The sequence below is a fragment of the Paraburkholderia jirisanensis genome (assembly GCF_054782355.1).
On the sequence record NZ_BAAGSQ010000025.1, the window covers coordinates 286,821 to 303,621 of the forward strand.

General features: G+C 62.1%; 14 protein-coding genes. 6 read left to right on the top strand and 8 right to left on the bottom strand.

Features of this window, described 5'->3' with window-relative positions:
* Window positions 1-31: 31 nt before the first annotated feature.
* From ACYVNQ_RS13200 to ACYVNQ_RS13215, 4 genes are all read right to left on the bottom strand, one after another.
* Window positions 32-673, bottom strand: coding sequence for an HAD hydrolase-like protein (locus ACYVNQ_RS13200; RefSeq protein ID WP_460902942.1), 642 nt, complete (start codon window positions 671-673; stop codon window positions 32-34).
* A 196-nt stretch (window positions 674-869) separates the two neighbouring features.
* Entirely contained in the window at window positions 870-1,772 is a 903-nt protein-coding gene (locus tag ACYVNQ_RS13205; RefSeq protein WP_460902943.1) for a pirin family protein, read from the bottom strand.
* Window positions 1,773-2,179: 407 nt separating this feature from the next.
* Window positions 2,180-2,503 carry a DUF4148 domain-containing protein gene (locus tag ACYVNQ_RS13210; protein ID WP_460902944.1) on the bottom strand — a complete coding sequence of 108 codons (324 nt, stop codon included), beginning with the start codon at window positions 2,501-2,503 and terminating at the stop codon, window positions 2,180-2,182.
* A 251-nt stretch (window positions 2,504-2,754) separates the two neighbouring features.
* Window positions 2,755-3,675, bottom strand: a complete 921-nt coding sequence (locus tag ACYVNQ_RS13215; RefSeq protein WP_460902945.1) for a LysR substrate-binding domain-containing protein — start codon at window positions 3,673-3,675, stop codon at window positions 2,755-2,757.
* A 171-nt stretch (window positions 3,676-3,846) separates the two neighbouring features.
* On the opposite strand from ACYVNQ_RS13215, the gene ACYVNQ_RS13220 reads away from it, so the two are divergent.
* Window positions 3,847-4,593: an SDR family oxidoreductase gene (locus tag ACYVNQ_RS13220; RefSeq protein WP_460902946.1), complete on the top strand. Its 747-nt coding sequence runs from the start codon at window positions 3,847-3,849 to the stop codon at window positions 4,591-4,593.
* Between the two features lie 62 nt (window positions 4,594-4,655).
* Here ACYVNQ_RS13220 and ACYVNQ_RS13225 read toward each other — a convergent pair whose 3' ends face one another.
* Window positions 4,656-5,519, bottom strand: a complete 864-nt coding sequence (locus tag ACYVNQ_RS13225) for a TIR domain-containing protein (RefSeq protein ID WP_460902947.1) — start codon at window positions 5,517-5,519, stop codon at window positions 4,656-4,658.
* Window positions 5,520-5,945: 426 nt separating this feature from the next.
* A complete protein-coding gene (locus ACYVNQ_RS13230; RefSeq protein ID WP_460902948.1) occupies window positions 5,946-6,452 on the bottom strand; it encodes a hypothetical protein in 507 nt (168 codons plus the stop codon).
* Window positions 6,453-6,878: 426 nt separating this feature from the next.
* Here ACYVNQ_RS13230 and ACYVNQ_RS13235 point away from each other — a divergent pair, with 426 nt between their 5' ends.
* Window positions 6,879-7,910 (top strand): D-cysteine desulfhydrase family protein, encoded by a 1,032-nt coding sequence (locus ACYVNQ_RS13235; RefSeq protein WP_460902949.1) that lies wholly within the window; start codon window positions 6,879-6,881, stop codon window positions 7,908-7,910.
* Between the two features lie 235 nt (window positions 7,911-8,145).
* Window positions 8,146-8,751, top strand: coding sequence for a VOC family protein (locus tag ACYVNQ_RS13240; protein ID WP_460902950.1), 606 nt, complete (start codon window positions 8,146-8,148; stop codon window positions 8,749-8,751).
* 124 nt (window positions 8,752-8,875) lie between these two features.
* Here the strand turns inward: ACYVNQ_RS13240 and ACYVNQ_RS13245 are convergent, their stop codons facing one another.
* On the bottom strand, window positions 8,876-10,099 hold the full coding sequence (locus ACYVNQ_RS13245) for a YeeE/YedE family protein (protein WP_460902951.1): 1,224 nt from the start codon (window positions 10,097-10,099) through the stop codon (window positions 8,876-8,878).
* Window positions 10,100-11,169: 1,070 nt separating this feature from the next.
* Here ACYVNQ_RS13245 and ACYVNQ_RS13250 point away from each other — a divergent pair.
* From ACYVNQ_RS13250 to ACYVNQ_RS13260, 3 genes are all read left to right on the top strand, one after another.
* A complete protein-coding gene (locus tag ACYVNQ_RS13250; RefSeq protein WP_460902952.1) occupies window positions 11,170-12,456 on the top strand; it encodes an MFS transporter in 1,287 nt (428 codons plus the stop codon).
* 103 nt (window positions 12,457-12,559) lie between these two features.
* A complete protein-coding gene (locus tag ACYVNQ_RS13255; protein ID WP_460902953.1) occupies window positions 12,560-13,729 on the top strand; it encodes a porin in 1,170 nt (389 codons plus the stop codon).
* An 89-nt stretch (window positions 13,730-13,818) separates the two neighbouring features.
* Window positions 13,819-15,372 carry a methyl-accepting chemotaxis protein gene (locus ACYVNQ_RS13260; protein ID WP_460902954.1) on the top strand — a complete coding sequence of 518 codons (1,554 nt, stop codon included), beginning with the start codon at window positions 13,819-13,821 and terminating at the stop codon, window positions 15,370-15,372.
* Between the two features lie 87 nt (window positions 15,373-15,459).
* On the opposite strand, the gene ACYVNQ_RS13265 is transcribed toward ACYVNQ_RS13260, so the two are convergent.
* On the bottom strand, window positions 15,460-16,794 hold the full coding sequence (locus ACYVNQ_RS13265) for a c-type cytochrome (protein ID WP_460902955.1): 1,335 nt from the start codon (window positions 16,792-16,794) through the stop codon (window positions 15,460-15,462).
* Between the last annotated feature and the right edge of the window lie 7 nt (window positions 16,795-16,801).

Genomic DNA, 16,801 nt, shown 5'->3' on the forward strand with positions numbered 1-16,801 from the left:
GCGCGCGCCACGTTGCGCGTGAAATCGCGTATCAGGTTGCGTGTTTTGCGTGAACCAGGCTGCACAAATCTGCCGGTGCGTCGAATACACGCTCCGGCTGCCTTGCCAGCAACGCGTCGATGCTCGTATAGCCCCACGCAACAGCGCCGAAGTGCACGCCAACCCGGTGTGCCGCATCGGCATCGCGGATTTCGTCGCCGATATAGATGGTTTCGCCGGGCGTGGCCTGCGCGTCTTTCAGGATGTGGCGCAGGCGCTGCGGCTTGCCGAACAGCGACGTGCCGCATTCGAGCGCGACGAAGCGTTCGATCAGCGTGCTGCCGAGTACGGCCTGCACGTTGTCGAGCGTATTCGAGGTTGCCAGCGCCAGCTCGATCTGATGGTCGGCGAGGGTCCGCAATGCGTCGGCGATGCCGGGAAACAGCTCGATTTCCGCAATGCGCTCGCGCATGATCCGGCGATAGTCAGTCGATACCGCGGGTACCCGCCACAGCGGCAACTGCAGTTCGCGCAGCACTTGCGCCGCACCCATGCCGCGCAGCTTGTGCTGCTCATCGGGAGCGGGATGGCGGAAGCGATGTTTGAGCGCGAGTTCGTGCAGCGCCGACACGAAAAGCGGATAGGTATTTGCAAGCGTTCCGTCGAAATCGAAAATGGCAAGTCTGACTGTCATGAAGAGGCGCGCGGCTCGAGACGGATGTCGGGGTCGACAGTGTGCAACGCGCAGCCGCGAGATCGCAACTCGCGGCGGAGATATCGCTGTGCAAGCGCGGCTTGCTGTGCAGACTGCTGCACGATTCGCGCGCGCCGGCCGCCGTTCGTTGCATGACGCGTGGCAGCGGTCACGCGATTCACCCGATTCACCCGATTCACGCGCCGAGGCGCATTTTGCGCGCGACATTGGCGGCCTGTTCGGTGTCGAGCCGGCCTTGCTTGCGCAGTTCGAACGCGAGCCGAGCGATTTCTACCTCTGCGAAGCGCAGCGCCGCGGCGTTCGTGTGCACCGAAAAATAGCCTTCGACCACCTCGAACGGGCTGTGCTGCGCCGAACCTAGCATAAAGCCGCAACTGCTATGCGCACGGAAATCGACGCCGTGCGTGCCGTGCTCGAACACCACCAGTTCGTCCGCTTCGACCCGATCGCCCGCGTCGAGCGAGCCGCTATAAACCGCAATCCACAGCACATCGTGACCGGCCGGCGGCTCATAGCGCCACGTTTCGCCCGCGTCCAGTTCGACGTGCAGGCAGGTTATCGGCGCCGGGGCGTCAAGCGGGCTTTGCGCGCCGTTGTAAGCGCCGAGCAGCACGCGGGCTGGGCCTTCGACGGGAATCCGGTCGGCTGCGACAATCTGTTCGGTCGGTTCAGCCAGTTCGAGCGCCGGCGGCAGCGCGACCCACAGATGGTAGCCGCGCACTTCGCCGCTGCCGATATACGGCCCGCCATGCCACATGCCGCGTCCCGTGTGAATCCAGTCGGTGGCGCCGGGTAGCAGCCTGCACGGCGCGCCGCGCATGTCGACAAAGTGCAGCGAACCGTCGAGCAGCGTGGTCAGCGTGGCGACGCCGGAATGCGGATGCATCGGGAAATGAAGCAGTTTGTCAGCTTCGAAGATGAAACGGTCGAGCAGCACGAATGGCTTGATCGCCTGTCCGATGTTGGACGGACTGGCAAGACGCGTCATCTGCCCGATGGGGTGTCCACCCGTGCGTATCGAGATGCGACGAGCCGGCTGTGCGGCGGCCGCATGATGCGATTCTCTGATTGCCTCCATAGGCCCTCCGGTGCGAAACGTTGCTGATTGCTGTTCAGTTCCGCACGATTTATCGACAGGAATCGGGCGGTGGGACAGACTCATGCGAGAGTCTGTTCAGGAATCAGAACACTTGATGTCGCGCTTCTATTCGGCGCGACCGCAAACTGGTTGCGTTTGCCGCGCTGTGCGGCTCGCGAAGCGGGGGATGCAGGTGCGAATCGCCATTGTGCGCGATGCGCGAAATGCGCTGTGCGCGATGCGCGCCGTGTACGTGCGTGCAATACCGGTATCGGAAGGGTTTGTAAGGCGGGCGGCGCGCGTGGAGGCGCCGCCCGTTGGCTTCGATGAAGTGGGCGCACGGGCCGGCTTCGTGTTGCCGCGCATGGGACGGGAGGTCACGCGTGCGGCGTTGCGCCGGATGCGCTTTAGTGGTGGCTGAACAGCTTTTGCTGTGCATCGGCCGGCGTGCGGATACCGCTTGCAACTGAGCCGTCGCTGGGCGTGCCATAGCCGCTGTCGGCGCCGCCGGACGCCTGCGACTGCAGCTTCGCTTGCGCGGCCTGAATATCAGCCGGGTAGTGCACGCTGACCTTGTGCGGATCGTAGCCGGCCTGCTCGATACGGACCAGATCGTCGTGGACCTGAGCGCGCGTAACAGGGGCGGTATCTGATTGCGCATGTGCAGCAAGCGGTGCGGCGAGCGCGCCAAGCGCGACCAGAAGGGTGGTTGCGCGAGCGAATTGAGTCATGTTGTGTTCTCCTGGATGTTGATGAGCGGCGCTTCGTCGTCCCGATTGCATCCTGACCCAAGCGCCGTGGTTCAAGATTAGCCAGCAGTGGACGATTGATCGACAGCAGCAGCGTCATTGCAGCGATGCTGGAGCGGCATGGGTGCAGGAACCCTGACGAATGCCCTACTCCTGGAACGCCTGAGCGCGCGTGGCTATTCCATGCGCTACCTGTGCGCGTTCCGATCTTGCCCCACCGGGTACGCGAAGTTTTATGGTTGGGTGAGTGGTGCGAGCGACATCACGAACTCGAGAAACGCCCGTGTTTTCGCAGGCGGATGGTGCCGCGACGGATACAACGCATACAACGGAAAACGCTCGTCGGGCCAGTCGGGGAACAACTCGACGAGCCGCTTTTCAACCAGCAACTGTTGCACGCTCAACTGCAACACCTGTGCAATGCCATAGCCGGACAGGCACACGCTTAACATCGTCGCGACATCGTTGACGACGAGCCGGCCGTTGGTCTCTACTTCGAGCTTTTTGCGCTTGCGGTGAAATTCCCAGCCGAATGGCCGGCCGGTTTCAGGGTCGCGATATTCGATGCACGCGTGCGTGCCGTTGCCGAGTTCCTGCGGCGAAAGCGGCCGGCCGCGGCGTTTCAGATACGAAGGTGCAGCAACGGTCAGGATGCGTGTGTCGAGCAGCTTGCGTGCGATCAGGCTCGAGGTGCGCGGCTCGCCGAAGCGTACGGCAAGATCGAAGCCGTCGGTCACCATGTCGCCCAACTGGTCGCGGGTGATCAGTTCGAGATGCAACTCGGGATGGTCGTTCATGAACGAATCGAGACGCGGCCCGAGAATCAGCCGCGCAAAGAACGGATCGAGATTGACGCGCAGCCGGCCGCGCACCGCGGTGGCGCCGCCCGAGGCGGTTGCGGCGGCTTCTTCGAGGCCGGCGATCAGCGGGGTGACCTGCTGGTAGAAGCGCCGCCCTTCGTCGGTCAGCGAGACCACGCGTGTCGTGCGATCGAACAGCCGGATGCCAAGGCGTGCTTCGAGCCGTGCGACCGCGCGGCTCACGCCGGATTGCGACATGTCGAGCTGCTCGCCTGCGGCAGCGAAACTGCCGGCATCGACTATCGCCGTGAACACGCTCATGCCGTTCAGCATGCGTTCGTCAAATCCCGGCATGTATGCCTCCGTGTCATGAATCAAATGACTTCAATGTTATCGCGCAATGGTTGGCGGCGCCGCACAATGGGTTTCAGGCGCAGTGTTGCAGCTCGGTCTTGGCACGTATCGCCATGCAGAGCGAGGCGGACACGCTGTGGATCGGGTTCATTCAGGCATAGGGAGGATCACATGAAGATCGAAGGAAGCCGCGTGTTGATTAGCGGAGCGAACCGGGGCCTCGGCAAGGCCTTTGCCGAGGCGTTTCTCGCCGCCGGTGCGCAGAAAGTCTATGCGGGCGCGCGCGATCCGCGCACGATTGACGATGCGCGCGTGATTCCGGTTCGGCTCGACGTTACGTCGGAGCAGGACATTCGTGCAGCGGCGCTGCAATGCGCCGATATCGACATCCTTGTCAACAATGCAGGAGCGATGCGCATGCAGGCACTCCTCGAGCCTTCGACATTCGAGCTTGCACGCGCGGAGATGGAGGTCAACTATTTCGCTCCGTACGCGATGGCTAAGGCGTTTGCGCCGCTGCTGGCGAAGCAGGGCGGCGGTTGCCTCGTCAACATGCTGTCGGTCGCGAGCTGGTATACGTATGCGTTCAATCCGGCGTACTGCGCATCGAAAGCGGCGGCGCGCGCGTTGACCGATGGTTTGCGTACCGAACTGGCGCAGCAGGGCACGCACGTCGTCGGTGTGTTTGCGGGCTTCATCGATACCGATATGGCCGGCGCGGTGAAGGACCCGAAGGTCTCGCCGCAGCAGGTCGCGCAGCGCACGCTGGCGGGCATCGCGGCAGGCGACGACGAAGTGCTTGCCGACGATGCTAGCCATTCGCTGCGGGCCGCGCTCGATACTGACCGCGCCGGCGTGCGGGCGGCGATGGTGCGGCTTTACGCTGAATCGTTGCGCGCGCAACGCGCTGCTGATTGACGCAGGCGAATTGAAGCGGGTGGTTTGAAGTTGCCGCAAACGCAGCGCGTTGCACCGCTCGGTCAGCCTTGTTTGACGCTTCTGTGAAAGTAGCGCTGCACGAGATCCGGATGTTGCGCGAGCAGCCGTCCCAGCCGGCTGCCGTCGAGCACCTGGAGTTCCCGGTCGGGACGCTTGCCGTATTCGTTCGCGTAGCCGAGCGCGATCGGCGTGAGCTGCCCGTTCGTCACCAGCAGGCCTCGACACACACCCGGCGAGGTCATCAGGCTATAGAACAGCTGCGTCGTTTCGGAAAGGCTGATGCGCTCGCCGTCGCTGTAGCGCGCGATCACGAACCACATCGAGCTCTGCGCGTTGCGCGCCGATGCCTGCGTACGTGTCGAAACGAGAAAGTCGATGTCGCTCGTGTAAAGCAGTGCGCGCGGCTGCACCGCGAAACCCAGCCTCCTGAACAGCATCGCGACGGCTTCCTTGAACGCGCGTTCGTTCAGTGCGCAAAAGTCGTATTCCGCTTCGGCGTTCAGGTGCTGGCGCAGCGCTTCGGGCGCGGCATCCAGATCGTCGCGCAGGTCGATGCGGCAGGTGCCGGTCAATGGCGCGGGAATGCTGCAATCGTCGATCAGCACCGGCAGCACCGTTACGTGCTGCAGCGCGGCCGCGACCTGGCACGCGCCGAATTCCGAGCTTATCCAGCGAGTGTCTGCGCAAGCGCGTGACAGCAGGATCAGGACGATATCGTTTGCGGCGGTGTGTTGTTCGATGCGGGCTGTCAGCGAGCCGTCCTCGGGTAGCGCCCACACGGCGGCGTCGAACTGAAGTTGCGCGCGCAACGCAGTGCCGATCGTGGCGGCGGCAGTGCGGTCCGCTGACGCGCAGCATAGATAGACGCGTCGTGTGCCGGTTTTGCGTGCCTGTTTCTCGTCCATGGAAATTCCAGATTTGCCGGGCTGGGCTAAGGCGTCTCGAAGATCGCCTTGCTGGACGACTATAACGTAGAGCATCGCGAATTGCTGGATGCGTTGCCACGGTTATTGCAGAAAAGCCCTTGATTCATGGGCTGTTACGCGAGCTGGCAAAAGAGATGAGCGAAACTTCAGAGCCGTGGGGCCCCGGGTCGATGGCTCAGTCGAAGCGGCACGCGCTCATTTGACACGGATGTCGACAAAAGACCTGCGTCGCATCGGGCGGATCGGAAATTCCCGTGCATTCGTGAAAAGAGGCGCGCGAATTTCGCTGCCACTGTGGAGATATGAATGATGCGACGCGCAGTCAAAAATCTGGTGAGAGATTTTCCCTGCGTGCGCACGCGATAAATCGATTCGGAGCCGATCGGGACCAGGCGGTCCGCGCATTTATCCGCGGTGTAGTGTGCGCACGTCGCGCACGCCGTCGACAAAGCCCCGCAGTTGCGACACGCGGATATATTCATTGCCGAACAGGCGCACGAACATCTCGGGAACCGCAGACGGCAACGGACAGTTGCCGCCTTCCATCGCTCGCCACAACGTCGCGAGCCAGCCGTTCGTGTCGTGCAGTTTGCCCAGTTCGGCGTCTTCGATATCCGCGACGCGCGCCAGTTGTGCCGCATCGGCAGCTTCGCTGGCCCAGCGCCGCCCGATCTCGATACCGGCCGCATGCCAGCCTTGTGTGGCGCGCGCCCGTGCGTTGACCCGTGCACCATTGCCGCCGGCCAATTTCTGGCTCGCTGGCGTCGCCTCGCCTCGCAGGATCCCGGCGGGCGAGGTGCCGTAGAAGGCCGCGTCGACGGCGATAAGGTCGTTCGGCTGTGCGATGTCCGTGGCCGGTGGCGTTGCAGAGGCCTGTGAACAGGTCCAATGGTGATGGATGCAATCGGTCATGACGTCTCCTGCCGGAATAGGTATTGGGGGATCCGGATCGTTTAGCATGCGACGCGCTTCGTTACGCTGTCGTATGCGCCGGCCATGCCATTTATCGATGTTTGCGTGCCGCCTGGCGTCGATTGACGCATCGCGGTCTGCCATGGCGAATCTTACCCGTTCCTGCGAAAGCGGCCTTGCGCAAATGCACAGATCACGTTGAGCATCGAACAGATCGATGTAATGTCCGCGATAGAGGGCTGTCGCCAATGCAGACAAACCGCTTCGTCGCGGTGCGCGGGGGAATCACAGAGGCTGAACCTGATCGCGGCGCTTTTGAACGCGGGTAAAAGCCGACATCCTCTGGAAGCTTCGCGCCGATTACCTTACAGTTGTTTTTTTGCGCGCTTTTTCGTGCATTCACGTAATGGCTTCGAAGGATCCTTCATGACAGCAGCGCTCGAAACCACACTAGCGAAGTTCCCGCGCGTTCCACTATTTGAATCGCCCACTCCGATCCGGCGTCTCGAGCGACTCGAGCGTCAGCTCGGCGATGCGGGCCGAGGCGTGCGGATCTTTGTCAAACGCGACGATCATATGGAGTTGGGCGGCGGCGGCAACAAGCTGCGCAAACTCGAGTTTCATCTGGGCCGCGCGCAGGCTGAAAGTGCAGATACGGTGATCACCGTCGGTGGCGTGCAGTCGAATCACGCGCGTTTGACTGCAGCCGCTGCCGCGCGGCTCGGCATCGCTTGCGAACTGGTGCTGACGCGCGTCGTGCCGCGCACCATCGACGACTTCGAAAACAACGGCAATGTGTTGCTCGACAAACTGTTCGGCGCGCAGGTGCACATCTTTCCAGCTGACGCCGATGCGTTGAAACTGGCGCAGCAGCGGGCCGAAGCGCTGCGCGCGACGGGCCGCAAGGTCTATGTGATTCCGTCGGGCGGCTCGACACCGCTTGGTGCGCTTGGCTATGTGCGCTGTGCGCTCGAGATCGAGGCGCAGGAGCGTGCAACAGGCGAACGCTTTCGCAAGGTCGTGCTGGCTAACGGCAGTTCGGGTTCGCACGCGGGTTTGTCGGCAGGCTTTGCGCTGCTCGGGCGCGGTGCGTCGACCGTGCGGTCATGGTCGGTACTTGCCGACCTCGCGCCGACGCGGCAAAAGACCTTGCAACTCACGCGCGACACGTTGCAACTGCTCGGCGAGAGCCACCTGCCCGATGACGCGGACATCGATATCGACGGCTCGTTCCGCGGTTCTGCTTATGGCGTACCCACCGACGAAATGATTGATGCCGTGCAGTTGCTGGCTTCGCTCGAAGGATTGCTGGTCGATCCGGTTTACTCGGGCAAGGCGTTTGCGGGGCTGCTGGCCGACATCCGCGGTGGCCGCTATCAGGCCGGCGAAAGCGTGCTGTTTGTGATGACCGGCGGTGCACCAGCGTTGTACGTGTACCGGTCGACGCTCTGCCAGTGAAGCTTGCGTGACCCGTGGGCATCAATTGTCTGATGGTCCTGGCGGGTCGTTGTTGACGTTGCCTGCAGTTCTTGCGGCCCGTTTGTGGTCTCTGGTTTGTCGTCTCTTTATACAGCGACTATATTTACACCGGCGAGTACGGACAATCTTGAACCGCGATCCGGCATTGCCACCGCTGTTGGCGCGCATGTGTCGAATTGCACATTAGCGAGAGGCTGATATGGCAGCGGTGGATATGAAACTCGAGGTTGTCGTCATCCCCGTATCGGATGTCGATCGGGCCAGGCAGTTCTACGAACGGCTCGGCTGGCGGCTCGATGTGGATATTTCGAATGACCCGCAATTCCGCGTGGTTCATTTCACGCCGCCGGGCTCGCCATGCTCGCTGCTATTCGGACTTGGTGTCACCACGGCGCCGCCGGGATCGGTGCAAGGGCTGCATCTGATCGTATCGGATGTAGTCGCGGCGCGTGCCGAACTCGTCGGGCGGGGCATCGAGGTCAGCGAAGTTTTCCACGATGCCGGCGGCGTGTTTCATCATGCAGGCGAGGACGCGCGCGTCAGCGGTCCGCAGCCGGCGCGCAAAAGCTACGGCTCATTCGCATCGTTTAACGATCCTGATGGCAATGGCTGGGTGTTTCAGGAAGTCACCACACGACTGCCGGGCAGGATCGACGCCGGTGGCGCTGCATTTTCATCGGCAAACGAACTCGCCGGTGCGCTGAGACGTGCTGCAGCGGCGCATGGCGAACATGAGAAGCAGACTGGCAAGGCTGATGAAAACTGGCCGGACTGGTATGCGGCGCATATGGTGCGCGAGCAGAGCGGCGAGCAGGCGTAAAGCTGGAATGACGAATTTTTGACGGTGTTGTCGAGAATCTGCCGAAGCGATAGCGTGCTTGCAGATCGCCGCCACGCGGCTGCAAAGCAGGTTCGCTGGTTGCGTGTGCAACGGCTATGCGCCGCTACGCATCCGGTGCCGCTGCGTGGTCTTCGCGCGTGAGGCCGAACAGCGGCCGGATGCGAATGCCGAGCATGCTGCCCGCAAACGCGGCGAACAACCAGATCCAGCCGTGCACGCTGGCCGAGACGATGCCGCTGAAATAGGCGCCCACGTTCGACCCGTACGCGAGGCGTGCGCCGTAGCCGAGCAGCAAACCACCGAATGCGGCGGCGGCGAGCGGACGCAATGGCACACGCCACACCGGCCCGTAGCGGCCCGCGAGTGCCGCGGCCAGCACTGCGCCGAGCATAATGCCCACGTTCATCACCGACGGCACGTCGCGGCTAAGCGGTGCGGCGAGTGCGGCAGCGTTGTCGCCTGTAGTCCAATATGGCCAATGCGCCACGTCGGCGCCGGCCGCTGCAGCCGCTTTCGCACCCCATAGCGCGAAGGCAGATGTCACACGCCAGGCATGCCCCGACAACGCGAGTGTGGCGAAGTTGAGTGCGGCGAGCGCGAGTGCGCCGACGTAAAGCGGCCATGGCCCGCGCAGCCATGAATACACAGGTTGCGCAGTGGCGGGCGGCGCTTCTATACCGTACTGGCGCTGCTCGATTGCGAAGCTCAGTGCGGCGATTGCACCAAGCACAGTCAGGCTGAGCACGAGCGCCGGCAGCGCGCCAAGGCTCGCGCCAAGCGATAGCGCTCCAAACGAAGGCAGTGCGCTCCAATATGGCATGTGGGCAGTGCCGAGCAGGGAGCCGGCGATAAACGCCAGCAGCGTCGCGATCATGCTCATACTTCCGCCGGTCGCCGTATAGAGAGTGCCGCATGCGCAACGGCTGCTCAGTTGCATGCCGACACCCGAGATAAACGCGCCGATCAGCACAGAGAGGCTAGCGGGCGCAACCGCCGCGTTGACCCGCACGCCGAATAGCGTGCCGGCAGCCAGCGCGGGGGCGAAGAGGACGGCACCGACGGCCAGCAACAGTGCATGGCTGCGGATGCCTGTACCACGTCGCTCGACGATAAATTGTCGCCACGCCGACGTGAAACTGAATTGGCCGTGGTACAGCGACACGCCAATCAACACGCCGACTCCGAACAATGCTGCCTGCCGGCCGCTTACGGTCAACGTCAGATAGACACAGCCGGCGATGAGCAGACTTGTAACCACCGCGCACGCGGTTCGATTCGCGCCGGGGCGTGTTGCGCCGTTTTGAACGCGATATAACGAGTCGCTCATGCGCGTGTGAAGAGTGAGGAGTGCAGGGAGGAGTTTGCGATTACGTGGTATGCCTGCGCTAACGCGCGTTGCCAAACCCCGACGCATCCGTGCATGCGTGTGCCGCGGCAAGCTGCTTCGTGGCGTGAACGGCATCGCATGCTAGCGCCATGATAGTCAGGTGGCCAGGTTCTTCAAATATACAAACGTATCGCGCTGCTCCCCATTTCGAATGGACGCACAGAACTGCGGCATCAGTTATCGAGCGAATCGGATGCGAATTACTGCACTGCGCTTGCGGACTCAATCGAACTGCGGGCCAGGGTTGTCGCAAACGTGAAGGGCGATCAGATAGTGGTGGCTGCAGCAGTCGATGAGATAACTACTCGCAGTGCGGAGCAGGGGCGAGCGCCAAGGCGCAGTCGCGTCCGCAACATCAATCGGGCATTTTCGGCATCGCTGTGCTGAGCGCGAACAGATCGAAATCGTCGCGCTCGCTCATCTGTAGCGACGGCGCGAAGCCCGACGTTGTCCATGCAAGAAGAAAACCGATCCGCATGCTAGAGACGATTGATGAAAAGCTCGAGCAAACCAATCGTAACGTCTGCCTTGGTCAGCATGCCCACGAAAACTACAAGAAGTTGACCCGATCCCCGGCTGGTTACCACATTTCGGGACCCGTGTACGCAAAGTTGTCCCAAAACATCGGTCCTTTTTGACTATTGTCGACAATATGTATAATGCGGCATGCGTTGCGGGAATTCCCGTAGATGGACGTTCAGCTGCAAGCTGCCGAAACGCTGTCATCGGCTTGCTGGCAGGGCTTTCCGGTTGCCTTGCAGTTCGATCACCAACCGCCGGGCGAGCGGCTCAAACCTTACCAGCTGGGTAGGGTTGTACGGTCAGCGTAAGCGTTTGTCCGGAACTGCTGTGCTGCTGCGGCGTTGGCGTTGTTCGAGTGACGCCGGCACTTGCTCTGCGGTGCCGGAGTAGAAACGTGTCGCGCATAGAAGGGGCGCGCCCCGACGTTTAAATTGTCGACAAAATACAGCCGCGAATGATACGCGGTGAATTGGCAGACGAGGAGACACATGGTTATTAGCGCCGACAACCCGGCCAAGACCTCGGTAAAGCCCTACCGGGTGTTCGCAGCCACGTGGGCGGGCTGGATGCTCGACGGCTTCGACAATGCGATCTACATCTACGTGATCGTTCCGGCGCTGACCGAATTACTGCCCCAAAGCGGCATGGCCGCGACGCATGCCCATATCGCTCAGATCGGCGGCTTGATGTTCAGTCTGTTCATGCTCGGCTGGGCCTGCTCGATGTTCTGGGGCTGGTGTGCAGACTGCTTCGGCCGCGTGCCGACCATGTGCGCAACCATCCTTATCTATTCGGTTTTCACCGGCGCGTGCGGTCTCGCTCCGGGCATCGTGTCGTTCGCGATTTTCCGCTTTCTGACAGGCTTCGGGATCGGCGGCGAATGGGCTGCCGGCGCGCCTTTGCTGCAGGAGTCGGTGCCCGAGCACCTGCGCGAGCGGCTCTCGGGATGGCTGCACACCGGCACGCCGATTGGTTTTCTGCTTGCCTCGGCAGCCGCGCTGATTGTGTTGCCGCAATTCGGATGGCGCGTGCTGTTCCTGATCGGCAGCGCGCCGGCTCTACTGACGATCTGGCTGCGCCTCGGCGTGCCCGAATCGCGACGCTGGATCGAACAGCGTGCTGCTGCAGGCCCGCGTGCACGTGTGCGCGACCTGTTTGGTCCGGCGCGAGCGCGCACCACGTGGTCGGCGGCGCTGATGATGACGTGCCTGATTTTCGGCCTGTGGTCGTCGACCTTCTGGATTCCTACGCTCGTGATCACCTGGCAAGCTACAGGCGGCGCCTCTGCGGCGCATGCGCAGTATCTGGGTTCGCTGAGCGGACTGATCCTCAGCACGGGCACGTTGCTCGGCTGCGTAGGTATGCCCTGGATTGTGCGCTGGATACCGCGCCGCAAATCCGCTGCGACGGTGTTCTTTGTTGGTGCGCTGGTCTGCAACGTCAGCGCGTACTACCTGATCGTGATGGTCCTGAAGAACTTCCGGCTGTTCATGACGGTGCTGCCCTTGTTGGGTTTCTTTACGAGCGGTGTGTTTTCGCTCTTCACGATCTGGCTGCCGGAGATGTTTCCGACCATGCAGCGTGCGCTTGGCTCCGGCTTTGCGTTCAGCTTCGGGCGCATTCTCGGCGCGGTGGGGCCGAGTCTGGTTGGTGCGCTTGCGGCCGGGTTCGGTTCCTATCCGCTGGCGATCACGGCAGTGTCAGCGGTTTATCTGATTGGCCTGGTGGGCGTTTTCTGGGCCCCGGAGACTGCCGGCCATGCGCTGCAGTCCTGACAGCTAACACGGAGGTAATCCTTCAAAATCCATACAATAAATTATATTAATCAGTGATCCAAATCAAATAGAAGAGTTTACAGATAGTCGTGGAGACGTAAAAATGAAAAAGTCATTACTTGCCTTGCCGATGCTGGCTGTCGTTGCAACGTACGCGCATGCCCAGAGCAGCGTCACGCTGTACGGGATTGTCGATGAAGGTCTGATGATCAACACCAACGCCAAGAATGTAGTCAATGGCAAAAATGTCGGTGGTCGTCAATTCCAGGTGGATTCGAACTCGGGCTTGCAGGGCAGCCGTTGGGGTTTGAAGGGCACGGAAGATCTAGGCGGCGGCCTGGCGGCGATTTTCACCCTGGAATCGGGTGTTAACCTCAGCAACGGCACGTTTGGTCAGGGCAACACGCCTTTCGGCCGTCAGGCTTTCGTGGGTATCGCCAGCAAGACCTTCGGTACGGTCACGTTGGGCCGGCAGTACGACAGCGTCAACGATTACGTCGGCAACTACGGCTTCGCACTCGCGTACGGCGGCTCGAGCACCGAACATCCGGGCGACCTCGACAACGTCAATCACACGTTCCGCGCGAACAGCACCGTCAAATACACGAGCCCGAACTTCCGCGGCTTGCAGTTTGGCGGCACGGTCTCGCTGGGTGGCGTTGCCGGTGAGATCTCGCAGTCGAGCGGCTACACGCTGGGTGCGAACTATAACAACAACGGCATCGGCTTCGGTGTGGCGTACGAACTCTTCAAGAACCCGTCTGCAACGGGCGCGATCTTGAACAGCAACGTCAACGCGGCAAGCTTCAATTCGCTGAATTCCGGCTATCTCGGCACGAGACCGGCGAATTCGTTGCAGATCATCGCAGCGGGCGGCAGCTATCAGATCGGACCGGCGTTGATCGGCGCGACGTATTCGAATACGAGGTACCAGAATATCGGCGCATTCGGCGGTGCGAACGCAACCTTCAACAGCTTCGAACTGAACGCGTTCTACCGGTTCACGCCAGCACTATCTCTCGCGGGCGAGTACAACTACACGAAGGGCAATGCAATCCGCGGCGACATCGGCGACCAGAAGTACAACCAGTTCTCGCTGTTGCTGGATTACGCGCTGTCCAAGCGTACCGACGTCTATGTTGAAGGCACGTTCCAGACGGCGAGCGGCATCAATTCGACGGGTACGGCGGCGGTGGCGGACATCGGCAGCCTCGGCGATTCGTCGAACAACCATCAGTCTGTGGCCCGTATCGGGATGCGCCACAAGTTCTGATGTGTAGCGCGTCGGCGGCGGCTGTCGTGATGAAGGCCGCCACCGATGCGCGATGCTCGCTCCTTGATAACAATAGAGACCAAAAAAACATGAACGGAACGATCACTATCAAGGCACGCATCGGTATCACGATGGCGTTCATGGCCGCGCTGCTGCTGGTGATCGGCGTGCTCGGCCTGATCGGTATGAGCCGCACCAACGCGGCGTATCACGAGACGTTCGCCGATCAGATGCCTTCCGCAACCTCGCTCGATCGCGCTGAACTGTCCGAGGTTCGCGAGCGGCTCGCGCTCGAGCGCGCGGTGCCTCAAGTCGGCACGCCCCAGGCGCAGGACAGCATTGCGCGCTCGCGGGATTTTCGGGTGCAGTCGGATGCGGCGTGGAAAGCGTATCGTGCGTTGCCGCGCGACGACGAAGAAGAGCGGCTCGCGCAATCCGTCGAAACTGCGCGGGCGGCGCTGGCGCAGGTACTGACGCAATATGGCGCTGCAATCGCGGCAAATCAGCCCGAGCAGATCGCAGCAGTCGAAAAATCGTTGCCACGCACGTACAGCCAGTTTTCCGACGCGAGTGAAGCGCTGCGGAAGTTTCAGTTTGCCATTGCTGAGCGCGGCTACGTGTCGGCACAGCAATCGTTTGCGCTGTTTCGCTGGATCAGCATTGCTGGAATGGCACTCGGCGTCGTAATTGCAGCCGGTGCCTGGGGAAGCCTGCGTCGCACCATTGGCGTGCCGATCGAAGCCGCGCGTCAACAGTTCGATGCGATCGCATCGGGCGATCTGCGCAATCCGGTCAACGTCGACCGGCGCGATGAAATGGGTGCATTGCTGCGCGGACTCGCGACGATGCAAAGCCGCCTCGCATCGACGGTGCACACCGTGCGCACGGGCAGCGAATCGATTGCGTCGGCAACCAGGCAGATCGCAGCGGGCAATCTCGATCTGTCGTCACGCACCGAGCAGCAAGCGTTGTCGCTGCAGGAAACCGCTGCGAGCATGGAAGAACTGACCAGCACCGTCAAACAGAACGCAGATAACGCGCGCGAGGCGCGCAAACTGGCTGGCGTCGCCGAGAACATCGCCAGCAAAGGGAGTTCGGTGGTGGGGCAAGTGGTCGGCACGATGGAGGACATCAGCCAGAGCTCCGCGCGGGTCGTCGACATCATCGCGATTATCGAAGGCATTGCGTTCCAGACCAATATCCTTGCTCTGAACGCGGCGGTCGAGGCTGCGCGTGCTGGTGAAACCGGGCGCGGCTTCGCGGTGGTCGCCGAGGAAGTGCGCAGCCTCGCGCAGCGTTCGTCGAACGCGGCCAAGGAGATCAAGCAACTGATCGACGGATCGGTTGGGCACGTGCAGTCCGGTTCGGCGCTGGTCAATCAGGCCGGTGCGACGATGACTGAGATTATCGGTGCAGTGCGACGGGTGAGCGAGATCGTCGGCGAGATTGCCGAGGCGTCGGCCGAGCAGAGCGGCGGCATCGATCAGATCGCGCTGGCGGTGTCGCAGATGGATGCGGTGACGCAGCAGAACGCCGCGTTGGTCGAGCAGGCTTCGGCGGCAGCGCAATCGCTAGAGAGTCAGGCAGAGAGCCTGCGCCAGTCGGTCGCGGTATTCCGGGTGGAAGACGAGGCACTTCTCTAGCAATCAGCGTCGTGCCGCTGCAATTGTGACGCGTCTCCGGGGAGACGCGTCATTTGCATTGCATCGGCGCTGCGTCAGGCGTTAGCGTTACTTCGCCGCAGCCTTCGTGATTTGACGGACCTTCGATACGTCATCAGCGCTCACCGGTGCCGCATGATTGCCCCAACTGCTGCGCACGAACGTCAATACATCGGCCACTTGCTGGTCGTTCAGGCGCCAGCCGAAATCGGGCATTGCAAGTGGAGTCGGCGCGCTTTGCGTCGACGGCATATGCGATCCGCCCAGCACGATATGGATCAGCGAGGCCGGATCCGATTCAGCCACTACCGCGCTGTTCGCGAGCTTCGGGAAGGCCGGCATCGCACCGCTGCCGTCGGTGCGGTGGCACGCACTGCAATTATTCAGATACACGCCCGCGCCGGCCGAACCGACATGGCCTGCGCGCAACTGTACGGCGACCGCATCGGCAGCGTCAGGACGTGTCGTGCCGGCTGCCACCGCCGCGGGTTCCGCAGCATGTACCGGTGCCGACGTCAGATAGGTTGCGATCGCATTCAGATCGTCGTCGTGCAGATACTGGAGGCTGTCGTCGATCACTTCCGTCATCGGGCCGAACGCGGCGCCGTCCGCCTGCCGGCCGCTGCGCAGATAAGCGGCGAGTGCACCTTTGGCCGCGGCCGGCGAGCCGCCCGCGAGATGATGCCGCAAATCGGGCGCATACCAGCCCGCAAGCGAATAGCCCGATAGAAATACATCATTGCCGTTGCTATCGAACGTGGCTTCCGCGCCAAGCATGTTGTGCGGCGTGTGACAGGCGCCGCAATGCGCAAGCCCCTGCACCAGATATGCGCCGCGATTCCATTCAACGCTCTGGCTCGAGTCGGCACGATACGCGCCGTGCGGCGAGTACATCCAGTCCCATGCCGCCATCAGCGGCCGGATGCTGAACGGGAACGACAGTTCCTGGGCATGATTCGGCTGCGCAACCGGTTTGACGCCGTGCGTGAAGTAGCGGTACAGCGCATGCATGTCGGCGTCGTCGACTTTCGAATACGACGGATAGGGCATCGCCGGATACAAACGATGCCCGTCACGCGCGACACCTTCTCGCACCGCACGCGCGAAGTCGTCGTAGGTATAGGCGCCGATACCCGTCGACGCGTCAGGCGTGATGTTGGTCGAAAAGAGCGTGCCGAACGGCGTGTGCAGTGGCAGCCCGCCGGCGAACGGCCGGCCGGGGCTTGCTGTATGACAGGCCGCGCAGTCGCCGACGCGTGCGAGATACGCGCCGCGCGCGATCTGTGCGTCGTCGTCGGACGGTGCGGCGGGAGTGGTTTGCGCCGCTGCGCTGGCGCCTGCTGCATAGGCAAACGCAAGCAGTGCAGCGTGGACGAGTGCGACCGGTTTTATGATTGTTTTCACGCGCGGA